Source organism: Plantactinospora sp. BB1 (assembly GCF_003030385.1).
GTDB lineage: Bacteria > Actinomycetota > Actinomycetes > Mycobacteriales > Micromonosporaceae > Plantactinospora.
On record NZ_CP028159.1, the window covers coordinates 481,036 to 497,919 of the forward strand.

At 73.0% G+C, this 16,884-nt stretch carries 17 protein-coding genes; 13 read left to right on the plus strand and 4 right to left on the minus strand.

The features are described 5' to 3' along the window. Positions 1 to 86 precede the first annotated feature (86 nt). Positions 87 to 1,181: a DMT family transporter gene (locus C6W10_RS01950; protein ID WP_107256074.1), complete on the plus strand. Its 1,095-nt coding sequence runs from the start codon at positions 87 to 89 to the stop codon at positions 1,179 to 1,181. 73 nt (positions 1,182 to 1,254) lie between these two features. Here C6W10_RS01950 and C6W10_RS01955 read toward each other — a convergent pair whose 3' ends face one another. Together C6W10_RS01955 and C6W10_RS01960 are read right to left on the minus strand one after the other, a co-directional pair. Next, positions 1,255 to 1,905, minus strand: coding sequence for a DsbA family oxidoreductase (locus C6W10_RS01955; protein WP_107256075.1), 651 nt, complete (start codon positions 1,903 to 1,905; stop codon positions 1,255 to 1,257). 117 nt (positions 1,906 to 2,022) lie between these two features. Next, positions 2,023 to 2,514: a hypothetical protein gene (locus C6W10_RS01960; protein WP_159104418.1), complete on the minus strand. Its 492-nt coding sequence runs from the start codon at positions 2,512 to 2,514 to the stop codon at positions 2,023 to 2,025. Between C6W10_RS01960 and C6W10_RS01965 the strand changes: the two genes are divergently transcribed. From C6W10_RS01965 to C6W10_RS01975, 3 genes are all read left to right on the plus strand, one after another. Continuing rightward, positions 2,498 to 2,755 carry a carboxymuconolactone decarboxylase family protein gene (locus C6W10_RS01965; RefSeq protein WP_234361573.1) on the plus strand — a complete coding sequence of 86 codons (258 nt, stop codon included), beginning with the start codon at positions 2,498 to 2,500 and terminating at the stop codon, positions 2,753 to 2,755. The two genes, C6W10_RS01960 and C6W10_RS01965, sit on opposite strands and share 17 nt — an antisense overlap. Positions 2,756 to 3,175: 420 nt before the next feature. Further along, positions 3,176 to 4,213, plus strand: coding sequence for a glycoside hydrolase family 11 protein (locus C6W10_RS01970; RefSeq protein ID WP_107256077.1), 1,038 nt, complete (start codon positions 3,176 to 3,178; stop codon positions 4,211 to 4,213). Positions 4,214 to 4,346: 133 nt separating this feature from the next. Then, the gene (locus C6W10_RS01975) at positions 4,347 to 4,745 is read left to right on the plus strand and encodes a VOC family protein (RefSeq protein ID WP_107256078.1); all 399 of its coding nucleotides are present in this window, start codon (positions 4,347 to 4,349) and stop codon (positions 4,743 to 4,745) included. Positions 4,746 to 4,769: 24 nt separating this feature from the next. On the opposite strand, the gene C6W10_RS01980 is transcribed toward C6W10_RS01975, so the two are convergent. Both C6W10_RS01980 and shbA read right to left on the minus strand, forming a co-directional pair. Then, a complete protein-coding gene (locus C6W10_RS01980) occupies positions 4,770 to 5,942 on the minus strand; it encodes a hypothetical protein (RefSeq protein ID WP_159104419.1) in 1,173 nt (390 codons plus the stop codon). Beyond that, entirely contained in the window at positions 5,939 to 6,517 is a 579-nt protein-coding gene (gene shbA / locus C6W10_RS01985) for an RNA polymerase sigma factor ShbA (protein ID WP_107256080.1), read from the minus strand. Before shbA ends, C6W10_RS01980 begins: the two co-directional genes overlap by 4 nt. Positions 6,518 to 6,724: 207 nt before the next feature. Here shbA and C6W10_RS01990 point away from each other — a divergent pair, with 207 nt between their 5' ends. From C6W10_RS01990 to C6W10_RS39425, 9 genes are read left to right on the plus strand one after another with little or no spacing between them, the layout of a single operon-like run. Next, positions 6,725 to 7,762 carry an ABC transporter ATP-binding protein gene (locus tag C6W10_RS01990; protein WP_304598408.1) on the plus strand — a complete coding sequence of 346 codons (1,038 nt, stop codon included), beginning with the start codon at positions 6,725 to 6,727 and terminating at the stop codon, positions 7,760 to 7,762. 23 nt (positions 7,763 to 7,785) lie between these two features. Then, entirely contained in the window at positions 7,786 to 8,589 is an 804-nt protein-coding gene (locus C6W10_RS01995; protein ID WP_107263581.1) for an ABC transporter permease, read from the plus strand. Between the two features lies 1 nt (position 8,590). Further along, positions 8,591 to 9,394 carry an ABC transporter permease gene (locus tag C6W10_RS02000; protein ID WP_107256081.1) on the plus strand — a complete coding sequence of 268 codons (804 nt, stop codon included), beginning with the start codon at positions 8,591 to 8,593 and terminating at the stop codon, positions 9,392 to 9,394. Positions 9,395 to 9,398: 4 nt separating this feature from the next. Then, positions 9,399 to 10,733 (plus strand): MCE family protein, encoded by a 1,335-nt coding sequence (locus tag C6W10_RS02005; protein WP_199853836.1) that lies wholly within the window; start codon positions 9,399 to 9,401, stop codon positions 10,731 to 10,733. Continuing rightward, positions 10,730 to 11,764: an MCE family protein gene (locus tag C6W10_RS02010; protein WP_107256082.1), complete on the plus strand. Its 1,035-nt coding sequence runs from the start codon at positions 10,730 to 10,732 to the stop codon at positions 11,762 to 11,764. Before C6W10_RS02005 ends, C6W10_RS02010 begins: the two co-directional genes overlap by 4 nt. Further along, the gene (locus tag C6W10_RS02015; protein WP_107256083.1) at positions 11,761 to 12,744 is read left to right on the plus strand and encodes an MCE family protein; all 984 of its coding nucleotides are present in this window, start codon (positions 11,761 to 11,763) and stop codon (positions 12,742 to 12,744) included. Before C6W10_RS02010 ends, C6W10_RS02015 begins: the two co-directional genes overlap by 4 nt. After that, positions 12,744 to 13,997, plus strand: coding sequence for an MCE family protein (locus C6W10_RS02020; RefSeq protein WP_107256084.1), 1,254 nt, complete (start codon positions 12,744 to 12,746; stop codon positions 13,995 to 13,997). Before C6W10_RS02015 ends, C6W10_RS02020 begins: the two co-directional genes overlap by 1 nt. Further along, entirely contained in the window at positions 13,994 to 15,580 is a 1,587-nt protein-coding gene (locus C6W10_RS02025) for an MCE family protein (protein WP_107256085.1), read from the plus strand. The genes C6W10_RS02020 and C6W10_RS02025 overlap by 4 nt, the downstream gene beginning before the upstream one ends. Beyond that, complete coding sequence (locus C6W10_RS39425) at positions 15,577 to 16,863, plus strand: MCE family protein (RefSeq protein WP_107256086.1); 1,287 nt, start codon at positions 15,577 to 15,579, stop codon at positions 16,861 to 16,863. The genes C6W10_RS02025 and C6W10_RS39425 overlap by 4 nt, the downstream gene beginning before the upstream one ends. Positions 16,864 to 16,884: the final 21 nt, after the last annotated feature.

The following is a 16,884-nucleotide window of genomic DNA, read 5'->3' on the forward strand; positions in this document are numbered from 1 at the left end:
GCGTGCGTAGTGGCCACAGCGGGTGCGTTTCGCGCGGCTCTCGACGCCGTCAAGACTGGAGCCATGACCACGTCCACGGTGCAGCCATGACCGCCGAGTGCCCGGACCGACAGGCCGGCCACTCCGCGTCCACCCCGGCCGACGGAAGGCGCGGGTCGATGCTGCGCGGGATCGCCACGATGATCGGCAGCGGTACGAGCAACCAGGTCGGTGCCGCCGTGGGTGCGCACGCGTTCGGCACGCTTGGCCCGGCCGGCGTCGTCGCGGTACGCCAGTTCGTCGCGGCGGCCGTACTGTGGCCGGCGGCCCGCCCGAACCTGCGCCGCTTCACCTGGGCGCAGTGGTGGCCGACGCTGCTGCTCGGGCTGGTCTTCGCCACGATGAACCTCAGCCTCTACACCGCGATCGACCGGATCGGGCTCGCGCTGGCCGTCACCCTGGAATTCCTCGGCCCGCTCGCCGTCGCCCTGGCCGGCTCCCGGACCCGACTCGACCTGCTCTGCGCGGCGGGCGCCTGCCTCGGCGTCTACGTGCTGGTCCTGCCCGGCCCGGCCAGCGACTACCTGGGCGTGGGGCTCGGCCTGCTCGCGGCGGCGTGCTGGGCGGCGTACATCCTGCTCAACCGGCTGCTCGGCGCCCGGCTGCCCGGTCTGGAGGCACCGGCGGCGGCGACCCTGGTGTCGGCGACGCTCTACCTGCCGGTCGCGGCGATCCTGCTCGCCCGGGGACGCCTGGAGGGCACCGCCATCCTCTACGCGGTCGCGGCGGGCGTGCTCAGCTCGGTCGTGCCGTACGCCGCCGACCTCGTCGCCCTGCGTACCGTTCCGGCCCGGCTCTTCGGGGTGTTCATGAGCGTGCACCCGGTACTCGCCGCGCTGGCCGGCATCGTGATCCTCGGTCAGCTCCTCGCACCGCACGAGTGGGCCGGGATCGCCGTCATCGTGACGGTCAACGCCCTGGCCGTGCACTCCGCGTCGACACCACGCCCCAGGTCGACGGCGCGGCATCCGCTGCCGTCGGCGGCGCGGCACCCACTGCGGTCAGCGGCGGAGCGGCGCCGGGGGCGGTCAGCGGCGTCGCATGGCGTACCAGGCCGCGCCGGCCACCACGACGGCCAGCGGCACGAGGCAGCAGACGAGGGTCAGGAGATGCCACGGCTTGATAGCGCCCATGGCGGGTGACCCTAGTCGACGGATCGGCGTCGGGTGCGGCAGGCTACCGCCGGCCCCACCCGACGCGCGGTGCATCGACGCCTCAGCGGGCCCCGGCACCCGATTCCTGGTGCGCGGTACGCAGCGCCGAGAGGAACGCCTCGACCGGCTGCGCACCGGAGATGCCGTACCTGCGGTCCAGCACGAAGAAGGGTACGCCGTTCGCACCGAACGCCCGGGCCTGCGCGATGTCCGCCTCGACGTCCCTGGCGTACTCGTCGCCGGCCAACACCCGGCGGGCCGCCTCGGCCGGTACTCCGACGTCGGTGCCGAGCCGGACCAGCGTCTCGGGATCGTCGACGTTCTCCGCCTCGATCAGGTTGGCCCGCATCAGCCGCTCGTGCAGCTCGGTGCCGAGCCCGTACTCCCGGGCGAGGTGGGTCAGCCGGTGCGCGTCGAAGGTGTTCGCCATGATCGACCGGTCGAGGTGGTAGTCCAACCCCTCCTCGGCGGCGAGCGCGGTCACGTGCCCCTGCATCGCGGCGACCTGGGCCGGCGAGGCGCCGAGCTTTTCCCGCAGCGCCTCCGGGACGGGCCGGGGCTCGCCCTTCGGGTAGGACGGGTCGAGCTGGAAGCTGCGCCAGACTACCTCGACCTCGTCGGCGTGCTCGAACTGCCCGAGCGCCGTCTCCAGCCGCCGCTTCCCGAGGTAGCACCACGGGCAGACGATGTCGGACCAGACTTCGAGTTGCACTGATCTTCTCCTCGGTTCTACCGGCAGGTTCCGTCCGAGCACACCGGGGCGTCGTCACCGCCGGTGAGCATCACCAGCCCCGGGACCGCCGGAAGCGGTGCCGGCTCTGTCGGCTCGTCACCTGGTACGTCCGGTTCGGCGGCCGGTCGGGCAGCCGACCCGGCTGCCGCCAATTCCGCCTCCGACCTGGTCAGACTCATCAAGGCTCCCTTGCTGCTCCTTCTCGGTAACCCGATGTGCGTCGGGTTCATTCCAGGGGTGAGGCCCGGGACACCAGGCCACATCGGTGACGTCGAGTTCGCCCAACTGCTCCGGGTCGGCGACCGCGTCCACGGCGATGATCCGGCCGTTGCCGACGACGAAGCTGATGGCGATCCGGACCCGGCCGCCGACCACCACCACCGCACCCGGCGCGCCGTCGATGACGGCCGCCCGCGCGCCCTGCGCCCGGCCGGCGAAGAAGCCGGCGACCTGCTCCGCGCCGCGCATCTCGGCACGGCCGCCGAGCCGGACGGCGGTGCGGTCGGCCCGGATCACCACGTCCGGGTCGAGCAGGGTGAGCAGCGTGCTGACCTCGCCGCCGCGTGCGGCGGTGAGGAAGGCGTCCACGATCTCGCGCTGGCATGGCAGGTCCGCCTCCGGAGTGGCCGGCGCGGCGCTGGCCCTCGCCGAGTCGGCCACCCGGCTGGCCGACCGGGCCGACGCCGTACCGGACGAGATCTGGGCGGACGCGGCCAAGCACTTCGACGAGCGGGAGCTGGCGGCCCTGGTGCTCTGGATCGCCACCACCAACTTCTTCAACCGGATCAACGTCACCACCCGGCAGCCGGCCCCGCAGAACTGGGGCTGACCGGCGTACATGGTCCGGAAGTTCTCCGTAACTTTCGGTCACGCCCCTCCGGATCTCGGCTACCCGACCGTCGTTCCGGCCGACGAGCCGCTGTCCCGACCGGTCAGCCGACGCACTGACCTGCTGAAACGATCTCGGAGCGAATCGCTACCAGCAGAGGGTTTCCGCAATATTTCCGGGAAGCGTTGACATGTGACCGGAAGCCGACCAATACTGTCGCCATCAACAGACCTCCATATCTGTCGATGGCTCACCACCACGGATCGCTCCTCCGGTCGTCGACCGCGCGACGACCGGTCCACCACCACCACCGCGCGTACGACTCCGACGTCCCACGCCCGTCACGGGCCACCGGCGGCCCCGCCGGGGGCGTACCGCGCTGCTGGCCCCGCGCCAGCCGTCCGAGGAGGATGCAAGTACATGAACGACCTGAACCAGACCCCCACCAGACCGAGAGGACGCGGCCGGATGCGGCTGCTCCTCGGTGCCACCTGCGCCGCAGCGATGGCCGTCGCCGGCACGGTGGCGGTCAGCACTCCGGCACACGCCGAGGCCGACCGGACCCTCACCTCGAACGCCACCGGCACGCACAACGGGTTCTACTTCTCGTTCTGGAAGGACAGCGGCAACGCCAGCATGACGCTGCGCGAGAACGGCCGGTACTCCAGCTCGTGGAGCAACAGCACCAACAACTGGGTCGGCGGCAAGGGTTGGTCCAGCGGTAGCCGGCGGACGGTCAGCTACTCCGGCACCTACAACCCGGGCAACAACAACACCTACCTCGCCCTGTACGGATGGACCCGAAGCCCGCTCATCGAGTACTACGTCGTGGAGAACTTCGGTAGCTACAACCCGAGCAGCGGCGCCACCCGGCTGGGCACCGTCACCACCGACGGCGGCACCTACGACATCCTCCGCAGCCAGCGGGTGAACCAGCCGTCGATCGACGGTACCGCCACGTTCTACCAGTACTGGAGCGTCCGGCAGCAGAAGCGCAGCAGCGGCACGATCACCTTCGGCAACCACATGGACGCCTGGGCGCGCGCCGGCCTGAACCTCGGCACCAGCTGGGCCTACCAGGTCATGGCGACCGAGGGCTACCAGAGCAACGGTAGCTCCGACATCACCGTCCGGGAGGGCGGCGGCGGGTCCAACCCGGGCCCCAACCCGACCACCCCGCCGCCGGGTGGCGGAGGCAACTGCTCGGTCAGCGTGAGCCGCGCCGACGAGTGGAGCGACCGGTTCAACGTGAACTTCTCGGTCAGCGGCGCCAGCAACTGGGTCGTCAGCATCCGCACGAACGGTAGCCAGAGCCTCCAGAACAGCTGGAACGCCTCGGTCAGCGGCAGCAGCGGCACCCTGACGGCACGCCCGAACGGCAACGGCAACAACTTCGGGATCACGCTCTACAAGAACGGCAACAACACCACACCCACCGCGAGCTGCTCAACCGGCTGACCCTGGGTGGGGTGGGATGCGGTGCCGACGGTGACTCGCGGCGCGGATTGACCCGAACACCGGAACACCGCTCCTGTGGCGCGGCGGCCATCGGCCGCCGCGCCACACTGCTGTTTCCGGCTAGGCTCCCGGCGTGACGAGGATCAGCCAGATCTCGCTCGGGGTGACCGACGACAAGCGGGCCGGAGAATTCTGGCGGCAGGCGCTCGGCTACGTACGCCGGCCACCCCGGTACGCCGGGGACGACTGGATCGTCCTCGAACCGCCCCCCGGTGTCTCCGGCAGCGCCATCGCGATGGACGTCAGCGAGAGCCCCGCCGAACGATTCCCGCGGATCCACCTCGACCTCACCGCCGACGACCGCGACCTGAACGAGGAGGTCGACCGGCTCGTCGCACTCGGCGCCCGGCGGGTCGACTGGCCCCACTACCCCACCGACGCCGACCCGGAGCCACCGGGCACCCGCCTCCGCTACGTCGTACTGGCGGACACCGAGGGGAACGTCTTCTGTGTGGAGGAAGGCGCCCGCTGACTCCGGCCACACCACGTCGGCCGGTCAGTCGTCGGGTGGGCAGAGCAGCACGCAGCCGCTGGGCAGCAGCGGCAGCCCGGACGGCAGCAGCGACGGCAGTACCGGCGGCAACGGCAGCGGCAGCACCTGCCGGTCCGACGGGCTCGCCGGTGGCGGCTGCGCCGGACCGGACCGCACCGTCGGCGGTGCGGCGCCGCCAGGGGTACGCGCCGGAGCCGGCGTACGCCCCGGAGCGGGTGTGGTCGGCGCCGGCCGGTCCGGTGTCGACGGCTCGCCGGCCGGCGCCTCCGAGCGGTCCGCCACCCCGGGCAGCCCGAGCCGGACCCGCTCGATCTCGGTACGCAGCCGCCCGGCCTCCGCCGGGTCACGGATCTCCGTCACCTGCACGGCCGCCCGGTCCAGTTCGGCGCGCGCCTGCGCGTAGCGCTGCTCCGCCAGCGCCTCCCGGGCGAGTTGGATGGTGTGCTCGGCGGCGCGGACCGCGGACCGGTCCGGATAGACCGCCGCCGCGACCGGCCAGAGCGGGCTGGCCGGCCCCGCGTGGTTGACGCCGAGGCCGAGCAGGGCGGTCACGACGACACCGACCACACCGGAGAGGACGAGCCGGCGGAGGAGCCGGCCGGGGCGCAGCGGCGGGCGGGACCCGGCTGGCCCGGAGCCGTCGCGGGCGGAGCCGGGTGGCCCGGCACCGGGGCGCCCGGAATGCCTCCGGCCGGCGGCCACACCGGGGCGCGGCCGGCGGGCGGGGACCGCCGGACGGGGCGGGCGAAGGCCGCCCGGACGCGCTCCGAGCCGACGCGGCGCGCCATCGGCGCCGAGGGCGGGCAGATCGGCGGGTCCGAGGGCGGGGAGGTCGTCGAGGTCGAGGGCGGGCAGGTCGGCGGGTCCGAGGGCGGGGAGGTCGTCGAGGTCGAGGGCGGGGAGGTCGTCCAGGCCGAGGGCGGGGAGGTCGGCGTCGAGTTCCGCGCGCCAGGCGGCGAGCGCCCCGGCCAGCGGGTCGTCGCCGGGCACCGGTCCGCCCCGCCCCAGCGCGTCGAGCAACAACTCGTCGGCGTCGACCACCGCCGGACCGGGGTCGGTCGTCGGATCGAGGTGCGGGTCCTCCCGACCGGTCAACGTCCCATCCCGCCCCGGCACGGCGTCGCTGCGCGCGTCCGTACCGTCGTCTCGCTCTGCTCCGCTTCGCAGCGTACTCATGCGGCGACCTCGTCCAGGGCGGTGCCGGCCAGCGCGCGGAGCCGGGCCAGCGCGCGGGACTGGGTCACCCGGACCGCGGCGGCCGACATCCCCACGATGACGCCGACCTCGTCGGCGGTGAGGCCGACCGCCACCCGGAGCAGCACGATCTCCCGGTGCACCTCGGGGAGCCGGGCCAGCAGCGCGGAGAGCCGGCGGGCGAGGTCGGTGGCGACGGCCCGCTGCTCGGGGCCGGGTTCGGCGTCCGGCTCGTCCGGCAGCGGGGCGTCGGTGGTGACCGCCGAGTCGCGGATGGCGGCCCGCTGCGCGTCGGCGACCTTGTGCGCGGCGATCGTGTAGAGGAACGCGGAGAAGGGCCGGCCCTGGTCCCGATAGCGGGGCAGCGCCCGGAGCACCGCCAGGCAGACCTCCTGGGCCACGTCGTCGGCGGTGGCGTACGCGCCGCCGATCCGGCCGAGCTTGGCGCGGCAGTACCGGACCAGGCCGGGGCGGACCTCGGTGAGCAGTGCCGCCGTCGCCTCGGGGTCACGCCGAGCCGCACGTGCGACGAGATCTGTCTCGGGTGCTGCGGTCATCTATGCGGTCGCACCTTCGTCGGGGCCACACCTTCGTCCGGCACCACGCCTGGAGTTACCGGCGGGTCAACCGCACCGTATCGGGAGCCGCCGGATCGCACCACCGCCGGGGTGCGCTCCGCCGGGCCGGCGGGCTCGACGCCGTACCCACGGAAAGTGGTCGAAGAATTACCGGCCCTCGCTGTTACGCGCGGCGTGCCCGACGCGATGTCCACCAGAGACGGCGGTGGACGGACGGTCCACCGGGAGTTGCGGCGGGCGGGTGCGCGGATGGGCGTCGAGGTACGGGTCGAGGGGCTGACGAAGTCCTTCGGCGGGCAACCGGTCTGGTCCGACGTCAGCCTGACCCTGCCGGCGGGCGAGATCTCCGTGCTGCTCGGCCCCTCCGGCACCGGCAAGTCGGTCTTCCTCAAGACGCTGGTCGGGCTGCTGAAGCCGGACCGTGGGGCGATCTGGATCGAGGGCCGGGACCTCCCCCGGCTCTCCGAACGCGCCCTCTACGAGGTCCGCAAGCTCTTCGGCGTGCTGTTCCAGGACGGCGCGCTGTTCGGCTCGATGAACATCTACGACAACGTCGCCTTCCCGCTGCGCGAACACACCCGCAAGTCGGAGTCCGAGGTCCGGGCGGTGGTGCACGAGAAGCTGGAGATGGTCGGGCTGCTCGGCGCGGAACGGAAGCTGCCCGGCGAGATCTCCGGCGGCATGCGCAAGCGCGCCGGGCTGGCCCGGGCGCTGGTGCTGGACCCGCAGATCATCCTCTTCGACGAGCCGGACTCCGGGCTCGATCCGGTGCGCACCGCCTATCTCAACCAGCTCATCATCGACCTCAACCAGCGGACCGGCGCGACGTTCCTGATCGTCACGCACGACATCAACACCGCCCGCACGGTGCCGGACAACATCGGGCTGATCTACCACGGTCGGCTCGCCATGTTCGGGCCGCGCGAGATGCTGCTCTCCAGCACCGAACCGGTGGTGCGGCAGTTCCTCAACGCCCAGCGGATCGGCCCGATCGGGATGGCCGAGGAGAAGGACTCCGACGAGTTGGCGGCCGAGGCCGAGGCGGGGGTCGAACTGCCGCCGCTGCCGGCGATCCCGCTGCAACTCGCCCCCTCCGACGGGCGGCCCCGCCCGGCCGAGCAGCCGCCCGGCCGATGGTGCGAGGAGCACGGCGTCACACCGCCGGCCGGCTCGTTCCAGGGTGTGCAGGGCAGCGTCTGGCAGCCGACCGAGGCGCTGCGATGAGCCCGCCGACCGGCACCGGGCGGATGAAGCCGCCGACCGGCACCGGGCAGACCGGTCCGGCCCGGGTCACCGCCGGGCTGCGCGGCTCCGGCCACTTCTTCGCCTTCTGCCTTGACGCGCTGCGCGGGCTGGTCCGGCGGCCGTTCCAGGTCCGCGAGTTCGTCCAGCAGGCCTGGTTCATCAGCTCGGTGTCGATCCTGCCGGCCGCGCTGGTGGCGATCCCGTTCGGTGCGGTGATCGCGCTACAGCTCGGTTCCCTGGTACGCCAGCTCGGCGCCCAGTCCTTCACCGGCGCCACCTCGGTGCTGGCCGTGGTGCGCGAGGCCAGCCCCATCGTGACCGCACTGATCATCGCCGGGGCGGGTGGCTCGGCGATCTGCGCCGACCTCGGTGCCCGGAAGATCCGCGAGGAGCTGGACGCGATGCAGGTGCTCGGCATCGACCCGGTGCACCGGCTGGTGGCACCCCGCATCGTCGCCGCCGCACTGGTCGCGGCGCTGCTCAACGGGCTGGTCAGCGTCGTCGGGGTGGCCGGCGGCTACTTCTTCAACGTGGTGATGCAGGGCGGCACCCCGGGGGCGTACCTGGCGAGTTTCCAGGCGCTGGGTCAACTCTCCGATCTCGTCGTCGGCGAGGTGAAGGCGCTGCTCTTCGGTGCGGTGGCCGCGCTGGTGGCGTCGTACCACGGGATGACGGCGCGGGGCGGGCCGAAGGGGGTCGGCGAGGCGGTCAACCGATGCGTCGTACTCACCTTCATGCTCCTCTTCGCCCTGAACTTCGTGATCACCGCGATCTACTTCCAGCTCGTACCGCAGCGGGGGATGTGAGATGCCGGTGCTGCGTACCCTGGACAACCTCGGCGGCCAGCTCGCCTTCTACCTGCGGGCGTTCGCCTGGACGCCACGGACGCTGCACCGCTACCGCCGCGAGGTCGTACGACTCCTCGCCGAGATCAGCTTCGGTCGGGGTGCCCTCGCGGTCGCCGGTGGCACGGTCGGGGTGATCTGCTTCCTGACCTTCTTCACCGGCACCGAGGTGGGTCTCCAGGGCTACCAGGCGCTCGACCAGCTCGGCAGCAGCGCCTTCACCGGGTTCGTCTCGGCCTACTTCAACACCCGGGAGATCGCGCCGCTGGTCGCCGGGCTGGCGCTGTCGGCGACGGTCGGCTCCGGTTTCACCGCCCAGCTCGGCGCGATGCGGATCTCGGAGGAGGTCGACGCCCTGGAGGTGATGGGGGTGCCGTCGCTGCCGTTCCTGGTCACCACCCGGATGATCGCCGGTTTCGTCGCGGTCATCCCGCTCTACGTGGTCGGCCTGCTCTCCAGCTATCTGGCGACCAGGAGCATCGCGGTCTTCTACTTCGGACAGTCGGCGGGCACCTACGACTACTACTTCCACCTCTTCCTGCCCCCGGTGGACGTGCTCTGGTCGTTCGGCAAGGTACTGGTCTTCAGCGTGATCGTGGTGCTCGTGCACTGCCACTACGGCTACCACGCCAGCGGCGGGCCGGCCGGGGTCGGCATCGCGGTCGGCCGCGCGGTGCGTACCGCCATCGTGGCGATCAACATCGTCGACTTCTTCCTGTCGCTGGCCATCTGGGGCGCGACCACGACCGTACGGATCGCGGGGTGAGCGGGTGAACGCGCGAGGGTCGGCACTGGGCCGGCGCTTCCTCGGCATCGTCTTCGTCGTGGTGCTCGTCGCCGCGCTGACGCTCGCCGTGTTGCAGTACCGCAAGGTCTTCACCCCGGTCGCCCGGGTGACCCTCTACACCGCCCAGACCGGGGTGCAGCTCAGCCCCGGTGCCGAGGTGAAGCTGCGCGGCGTGCCGATCGGCGAGGTACGCGAGGTTGACAGCGACGGGGCGCGGGCCCGGCTGCGGCTCGCGCTCGACCCGGACCGGATCGGGCAGGTGCCGTCCGACGTCACCGCCCGACTGCTCCCGAAGACCCTCTTCGGCGAGCGGTACGTGGCGCTGCTCGCCCCGGCCGGCTCCACCGCCGCCCCGCTGCGCGACGGTGCCGTGATCAGCCAGGACCGCAGCCGCAACGGCGTCGAGCTGGAACGGGTCCTCGACGAGGCGCTGCCGCTGCTCCAGTCGATCCGCCCGGACAAGCTCGCCAGCACCCTGGCCGCGCTGGCCACCGCGCTGGACGGTCGCGGCGAGCAGCTCGGGCAGACCCTGGAGACCCTCGACGACTACCTGCGCGAACTCAACCGCGAGCTGCCGACGCTCACCGAGGACGTCCGGCGGCTCGCGGCGGTGCTGGACTCCTACGACGCGGCCCTGCCGGACCTGTTGGCCATCCTCCGCGACGTCACCCCGACCGCGCGGACCGTCGCCGACCAGCGGACCCAGCTCGCGGCCTTCCTCGCCGAGTCGACCGACGCCGCCGACGTGGGCCGGCTCTTCCTGGACCGGCACGGTGACCAGGTGGTCCGGCTCGGCGAGCTGGGCCGACCGGTACTGGAACTGCTGGCCGCGTACTCGCCGGAATATCCGTGCCTGATGCAGGGGCTGGTGCGGGCGCAGCCGCGCGCCGAGGAGGTGTTCCGGAACGGCCGGATGCACGTGACGCTGGAGGTGACCCGGGACAACGGCGCCTACCAGCCCGGCCGGGACGCCCCGGTGTACGCCGCCTCGACCGGCCCACAGTGCCGGGAACTGCCGAACCCGACCCCACCCGCCCCCGAGGTGCGGATCGAGGACGGCTACGACCACGGCGGCTCCCGCCCCGGCCCGGTGAAACTCCCGGTCGGCAAGCCCCCGGCCGGCACCGCCACCGGCACCGGTGCCGCCCCGACCGCCGGTAGCCCACCGGCGATGGGCACGGCCGGCACGGAGGAGGAACAGAACCTGCTCAAGCCGATCATCGGGGCCGCCACCGACACCCTGCCGGTGCAGGTGCCCGACATCGCGGTGCTGCTCTGGGGCCCGCTGCTGCGCGGAGCGGTGGTGAACGTCAAATGAGCCGGGTACCCGTCGGGCCGCTGGTCAAGCTGGTCGCGTTCGCCGCCGTGACGCTGCTGCTCACCGGGGTGCTCGGGCACGCGCTCGGGTCGTTCTCGTTCGGCGGCACCAGCTATCGGGCCCGGTTCACCGACGTCACCGGCCTGCTGCCCGGCGACGACGTGCGGATCGCCGGGGTCCGGGTCGGCCAGGTCGACGAGATCCGGGTGGTGCAGGACACCGTCGCCGAGGTCACCCTGCGGCTGACCGAGGAGGTGCCGCTCCGCAGCACCGTGCGGGCGAAGATCCGGTACCGCAACCTGATCGGCCAGCGTTACGTCGCGCTCGCCGAGGGCCCCGGCAGCGGACCGCCGCTGCGCCCGGACGGGCTGATCCCGATCGGCCAGACCACCCCGGCCCTCGACCTGACCACCCTCTTCAACGGGTTCCGGCCACTCTTCACCGCGCTGAGCCCGCAGGACGTGAACAAGCTGGCGTACGAGATCATCCAGGTGCTCCAGGGCGAGGGCGGTACCGTCTCCAGCCTGCTGGCGCACACCGCCTCGCTGACCAACACCCTCGCCGACCGGGACGCGGTGATCGGCCGGGTGGTGACGAACCTCAACTCGGTACTGGCCACCCTGGACTCCCGGGACGCCGAACTCGACCAGACGATCCGTGCGTTGCAGCAGTTCGTCTCCGGGCTGGCCGGCGACCGCGAGGCGATCGGCGCCGCCCTGGTCAACCTCGGCAAACTCACCGGCAGCACCGCCGCGCTGCTCGTCGACGCCCGGCCGGCGCTCGCCGCCGACGTGACCGAACTCGGCGAACTCGCCGGCACCCTCAACCGGAACGCGGCGGTCATCGACGGCACCCTCGGCCGGCTGCCCGACCGGTACGAGGCGCTGACCCGGGTCGCCTCGGACGGCTCCTGGCTCAACCTCTTCGTCTGCGACTTCGACGGCCGGCTGGCCCTCGGCGGGCAGGCCGTCAACCCGGCGACGTTCAGCTCCCAGGCCGCCCGCTGCGCCGGATCAGGAGGTGCCCGGTGAAACCGTTCCGGGAACGCAATCCCGTCGCCGTCGGCGTGATCGGGTTGGTGGTGCTGACCGGCCTGCTGCTGACCGCGTTCCGGCTGGACGACATCGCGGCGCTCGGCGACCGGGCGTACGCGGCGGCGTTCCGGGACGCCAGCGGGCTGGCCGAGGGGAACGAGGTCCGGGTCGCCGGGGTACGCGTCGGCGAGGTCACCGAGGTGGACCTGGCCCGAAACGGCACCGGCCCGTACGTCCGGGTGCGGTTCCGGATCGACGACGGCGAGCTGCGGCTCGGCACCGAGACCGGTGCCACCATCCGGATCAAGACGGTGCTCGGCCAGAAATATCTGGCACTCGCCCCGGCCGGGCCGGGTCGGCTGGCCGAGGAGGCGGAGATCCCGCTGCACCGCACCGCGTCGCCGTTCGACGTGATGCAGGCGGTCACCGGGCTGGCCGGCACGCTCGAAGAGATCGACACCGCCCAGTTGGCGACCGCGTTCACCACCCTCGCCGAGACCTTCGCCGACACGCCCGGCAGCGTCCGCTCCTCGCTGGACGGGCTCTCCCGGCTCTCCCGCACGGTCGCCAGCCGGGACGCCGAGCTGCGCGAGCTGCTGGAGCGGGCCCGGGGCGTCACCGACGTGCTGGCGAACCGGGACGAGGAGTTCCGTCGGCTGGTCGCGGACGGGACGCTGCTGCTCGACGAGGTGCACCGGCGACGCGACGCCATCCACGAGCTGCTGGTCGGCACCCGGGACCTGGCGAGCCAGCTCTCCGGGCTGGTCGCCGACAACCGGACCACGCTGGAGCCGACGCTGCGGCAGTTGCGCGGGGTGGTGGCGACGCTGCAACGCAACCGCGACGACCTGGAGCGGACGTTGCAGACGATGGGGCCGTTCCTGGACGCCTTCACCAACGTGCTCGGCAACGGGCGGTGGTTCGACTCGTACCTGCGCGGGCTGCTCCAGCCGTACGTGCCGACGGGAGGTCGCTGATGCGCCGGCTCCTCGCCCCGCCGAACCGGCGCCGGGCACTGCTCGCCGCCGGGGTGATCGTGGTGGTGGCCGCCGCCGCCACGTTCGTGCTGCTGCACCGGGGCACCCCGCAGCAGACCCTGGTCGCGCACTTCACCCGGGCGGTCGGCATCCACCCCGGCTCCGACGTACGGGTGCTCGGGGTGCGGGTCGGCGAGGTCGTCTCGATCGAGCCGGTCGGGCGTACCGTCCGGATGGAGCTGCGCTACGACGCCGGGCACGACATCCCGGCCGACGCGTCGGCGGTGATCGTGCCGCCGAGCCTGGTCAGCGACCGGTACGTCCAGCTCACCCCGGCCTACTCCGGCGGCGCCCGACTGCCCGACGGCGCCGTGCTGCCGGTGGACCGGACGATGGCGCCGATGGAGATCGACGACATCTACCGGTCGCTCGACGAGTTCAACCGGGCGCTCGGCCCGGACGGCGCCAACGCCGACGGCGCGCTGGACGACCTGCTCGGCACCGCCCGGGCCAACCTGGCCGGCAACGGTGACAACCTGCACGACACCCTGGACGGGCTCTCCCAGGCCCTGGACACCCTCGCCGAGGGGCGGCAGGACCTCTTCGGCACGGTGGCGAACCTGCAACGGTTCACCACCGCGCTGGCCCGCAGCGACCAGCAGGTGCGCGCGTTCAACTCCCGGCTCGCCGACGTGGCCGGCCAGCTCGCCGCCGAACGGGACGACCTGGCCGCCGCGCTGCGCAACCTGGCGACCGCGCTCGGCGAGGTGACCCGGTTCGTCCGGGAGAACCGGGCGCTGCTCAAATCCAATGTGGAGGCGCTGGCGGACGTGACGAACGTGCTGGTCCGGCAGCAGAAGGCGCTGATCAAGATCCTGGACGTGGCACCGCTGACCCTCTCCAACCTGAACCTGGCCTACAACGCCCGCTCCGGCACCCTGGACACCCGGGACAACCTGCTCGGGCCGTACGACCCGGCCGCGTACGTCTGCGCCACCCTGGCCGACGCGCTGCCGGTGCCGAAGGTGCCGAAGCGCTGCTTCGAGCTGGCCGAGACCCTCCAGCTCAAGCGGCTGCCGCTGCCGGAGGAGCTGCGCAAGCTGCTCAACCTGCCGCCGTCCGCCAAGCCCGCACCCGCGACACCGCGACCGCCGGCCGCCGATGCCGGCGAGCCCACACCGGCACCGGGTGCGCCCGGGCCGGAGGTGTCGCTCGACCGCACGCTGGGCGGCATCCTGCGAGGTCTCCGATGAACCGGCCCGACTCCCCCGGCACTCGTGCGGCGAGCGGGTTCTTCCGTGGCGCTCGTCCGACGGCCGGGCTCCGCTTCGCTCGTCCGGCGACCGGGTTCCGTGGTGCTCGTGCGGCGGCTGGGTTCCGGGGTGGACGGTCGGCGGGCCGGGCGGTCGCGACGCTGCTGGCGGCGACGGTCGGGGTGACCGGCTGCATCGTCCCGGAGCTGGCCGACCTGCCGCTGCCCGGCGGCGCGCCGAACGGGCCGGCGTACCAGATCACGGCCGAGTTCGCCGACGTGCTCGACCTGGTGCCGCAGGCCGCCGTCAAGGTCAACGACGTCACCGTGGGCAGCGTGCAGGAGATCTCGCTGCGCGGCTGGACCGCCCTGGTCCGGCTCCGGATCGACCGCACCGTGCGGCTGCCCGGCAACGCCACCGCCGCCGTCCGGCAGACCAGCCTGCTCGGCGAGAAGTACGTCGCCCTGGCCGCCCCGGTCACCGAACCGGCCGCCGGGCAACTCGGCGACGACGCCGTGATCCCGCTGGTCCGGACCAAACGGTCGGCCGAGGTCGAGGAGGTGCTCGCCGCGCTCGGGCTGCTGCTCAACGGCGGCGGGCTGGCCCAGCTCAAGACGATCAACCAGGAACTCGCCGCCGCGTTGCAGGGCCGGGAGCCGGCCGCCCGAGACGCACTGCGCCAGTTGGACACCTTCGTGACCGGGCTCGACCGGCAGAAGGCGGACCTGGTCCGCGCGGTGGACGCGCTGGACCGGCTGACGGATCGGCTGGCCCGGCAACGCGCCGTGATCGGGGACGCGCTCTCCGCCCTCGATCCCGGCCTCACCGTACTCGCCGAGCAGCGGGAGCAGCTCAGCGCGGCGGTCACCGCCCTCGGCGAACTGGGCCGGGTGGGCTCCCGGGTGGTCACCGAGAGCCGGGAGGATCTCGTGGCGAGCGTACGGGCCCTGCAACCGACGCTCGAACAGCTCGTCCGGGCCGGCGACGCGCTGCCGAAGTCGCTCGACTTCATGCTGTCGTACCCATTCCCGCCGAACGTCACCGGGGCGATCGTCGGCGACTACGTCAACCTGGCGGTCACCGCCGACCTGGACGCCGCGGCGATCCTGGCCAACCTCTTCTCGGCCAAGCCGGTGGCGAAACCGCCGCCGAAGAACGCGACCCGGCCCGGCGGCGGCGCCAAGGGCAACCGGCCCGGTGCGACCGGCGGCGGGCAGCGCCCCGGCGGCGGTGACGACGACGAGCGGCCGGGTGGCGGGGTGGGACCGCTGCTCCCCGGGGTACTGCCACCGATCTGCCTGCCGGTCGGCGGACTGCTGCCGATCGACTGGCTGCCCCCGCTGCTGCCCGAGTGCGAGTTGCCGCCCGGCTGTGAACTGCTCCGGCCCGGGTCGCTGCTGCCGCCGGGCGGGCTGCTGCCACCCGGCGGGGTGGTGCCGCCGGGCACCGTCTTCCCGCCCGGCACCAAACTGCCGTTGGGCGCCATCCTCTCCCCCGGCTGCCTGCTGCCCCCGCCGGACGGGGCGACGAACGGGCGGACCGGCGGGCTGCTCGACGTACTCGGCGGGGGGTTGCTGCGATGATCGGACGTACCGCCCGGCTCCAGGTACTGGCGTTCCTGCTGGTCAGCGTGCTCGGGATCAGCTACGTCGCCGTCCGTTACGTCGGGCTCGGCGACCGGCTGCTCGGGCACGGCTATCTGCTGCACGCCGACTTCGCCGACGCCGGGGGCATCTTCCCGAACGCGTCGGTCAGCTATCGGGGTGTCCCGGTCGGCCGGGTCGAGGCGGTCGACCTGCACGACGGGGCGGTCCGGGTCACCCTCCGGCTCGACGAGGGAGTACGGGTACCCGACGCGCTGCGCGCGGTGGTCTCGCAGCGTTCCGCCGTCGGTGAGCAGTACGTCGACCTGCGCCCCGAACGCGACGGCGGGCCATACCTCCCGGAGGGCGCGGTGATCCCCCGGGACCGTACCGGCACCCCGCTGGCCCCGGAGACCCTGCTGGCCAACCTGGACTCGCTGGTCCGTTCCATCGACCCGGACGACCTGGCGGTGGTGATCGACGAGTTGGGCGTCGCCTTCGAGGGGAACGAGGCGGCACTGCGCCGGATCCTCGACGCGAGCGGCGCACTGCTGGCCGAGGCGACCCTGCGGTTGCCGGAGACGGTGACGCTGATTCGGGACGGGCGCACGGTGCTGCGTACCCAGCAGGAGTCCGCCGAAGCGCTGCGGCGCTGGGCGGACGGGCTGGCCCGGCTCGCCGAGACGGTCCGGGCGGCCGATCCGGACCTGCGGCGGATCCTCGCCGACGGGCCGCCGGCCGCGACCGAACTCGTCGGCCTGCTCCGCGACCTGGACCCGTCGATCGGCACCCTGCTGGGCAACCTGGTCGCGGTGAACGGGGTGGCCGCCCGGCGGCTGCCCGGCATCGAGCAACTGCTGGTGGTCTATCCGCTGGTGGTCGACGGCGCGTTCACCGTCACCCCCGGCGACGGCACCGTGCACTTCGGACTCGTGGTGAACATCGCCGATCCGCCCGCCTGCGTCTACCACGGGTCCACCCGCTGCACGTCGGCGGAGGCGGCCCGAGGTTCCAGCGTCCGGGGCAGCGCGGCGGCGCCCCGCCCCGGCGGCACGGACCCGGCGCCGCCCCGGCCCGGCGGCCCGGCGCTGCCCGAACCGGTCGAACCGGCCGAGGACGCCCCGCCGGTCTCCCCGGCCACGGTCGCCGGCTACGACCCAGCGACCGGAGTCGCGCTGGGTCCGGCCGGCGGACCGCTCTCCTTCGGCTCGACCGGTGGGCAGTACCAGCTCGCCGGCGACCAGTCCTGGAAGCAACTCCTACTCGCCGGCCTCGCGCCGTGACCGATCCCGAGGAGCCGACCG

Coding starts and splice junctions, on each gene's coding strand:
- C6W10_RS01995 (WP_107263581.1), top strand. CDS start 7,786: ATGAAGCCGCCGACCGGCACCGGGCAGACCGGTCCGGCCCGGGTCACC.
- shbA (WP_107256080.1), bottom strand. CDS start 6,517: ATGACCGCAGCACCCGAGACAGATCTCGTCGCACGTGCGGCTCGGCGT.
- C6W10_RS02020 (WP_107256084.1), top strand. CDS start 12,744: ATGCGCCGGCTCCTCGCCCCGCCGAACCGGCGCCGGGCACTGCTCGCC.
- C6W10_RS01970 (WP_107256077.1), top strand. CDS start 3,176: ATGAACGACCTGAACCAGACCCCCACCAGACCGAGAGGACGCGGCCGG.
- C6W10_RS01980 (WP_159104419.1), bottom strand. CDS start 5,942: ATGAGTACGCTGCGAAGCGGAGCAGAGCGAGACGACGGTACGGACGCG.
- C6W10_RS01950 (WP_107256074.1), top strand. CDS start 87: ATGACCGCCGAGTGCCCGGACCGACAGGCCGGCCACTCCGCGTCCACC.
- C6W10_RS39425 (WP_107256086.1), top strand. CDS start 15,577: ATGATCGGACGTACCGCCCGGCTCCAGGTACTGGCGTTCCTGCTGGTC.
- C6W10_RS02025 (WP_107256085.1), top strand. CDS start 13,994: ATGAACCGGCCCGACTCCCCCGGCACTCGTGCGGCGAGCGGGTTCTTC.
- C6W10_RS02010 (WP_107256082.1), top strand. CDS start 10,730: ATGAGCCGGGTACCCGTCGGGCCGCTGGTCAAGCTGGTCGCGTTCGCC.
- C6W10_RS01990 (WP_304598408.1), top strand. CDS start 6,725: ATGTCCACCAGAGACGGCGGTGGACGGACGGTCCACCGGGAGTTGCGG.
- C6W10_RS02000 (WP_107256081.1), top strand. CDS start 8,591: ATGCCGGTGCTGCGTACCCTGGACAACCTCGGCGGCCAGCTCGCCTTC.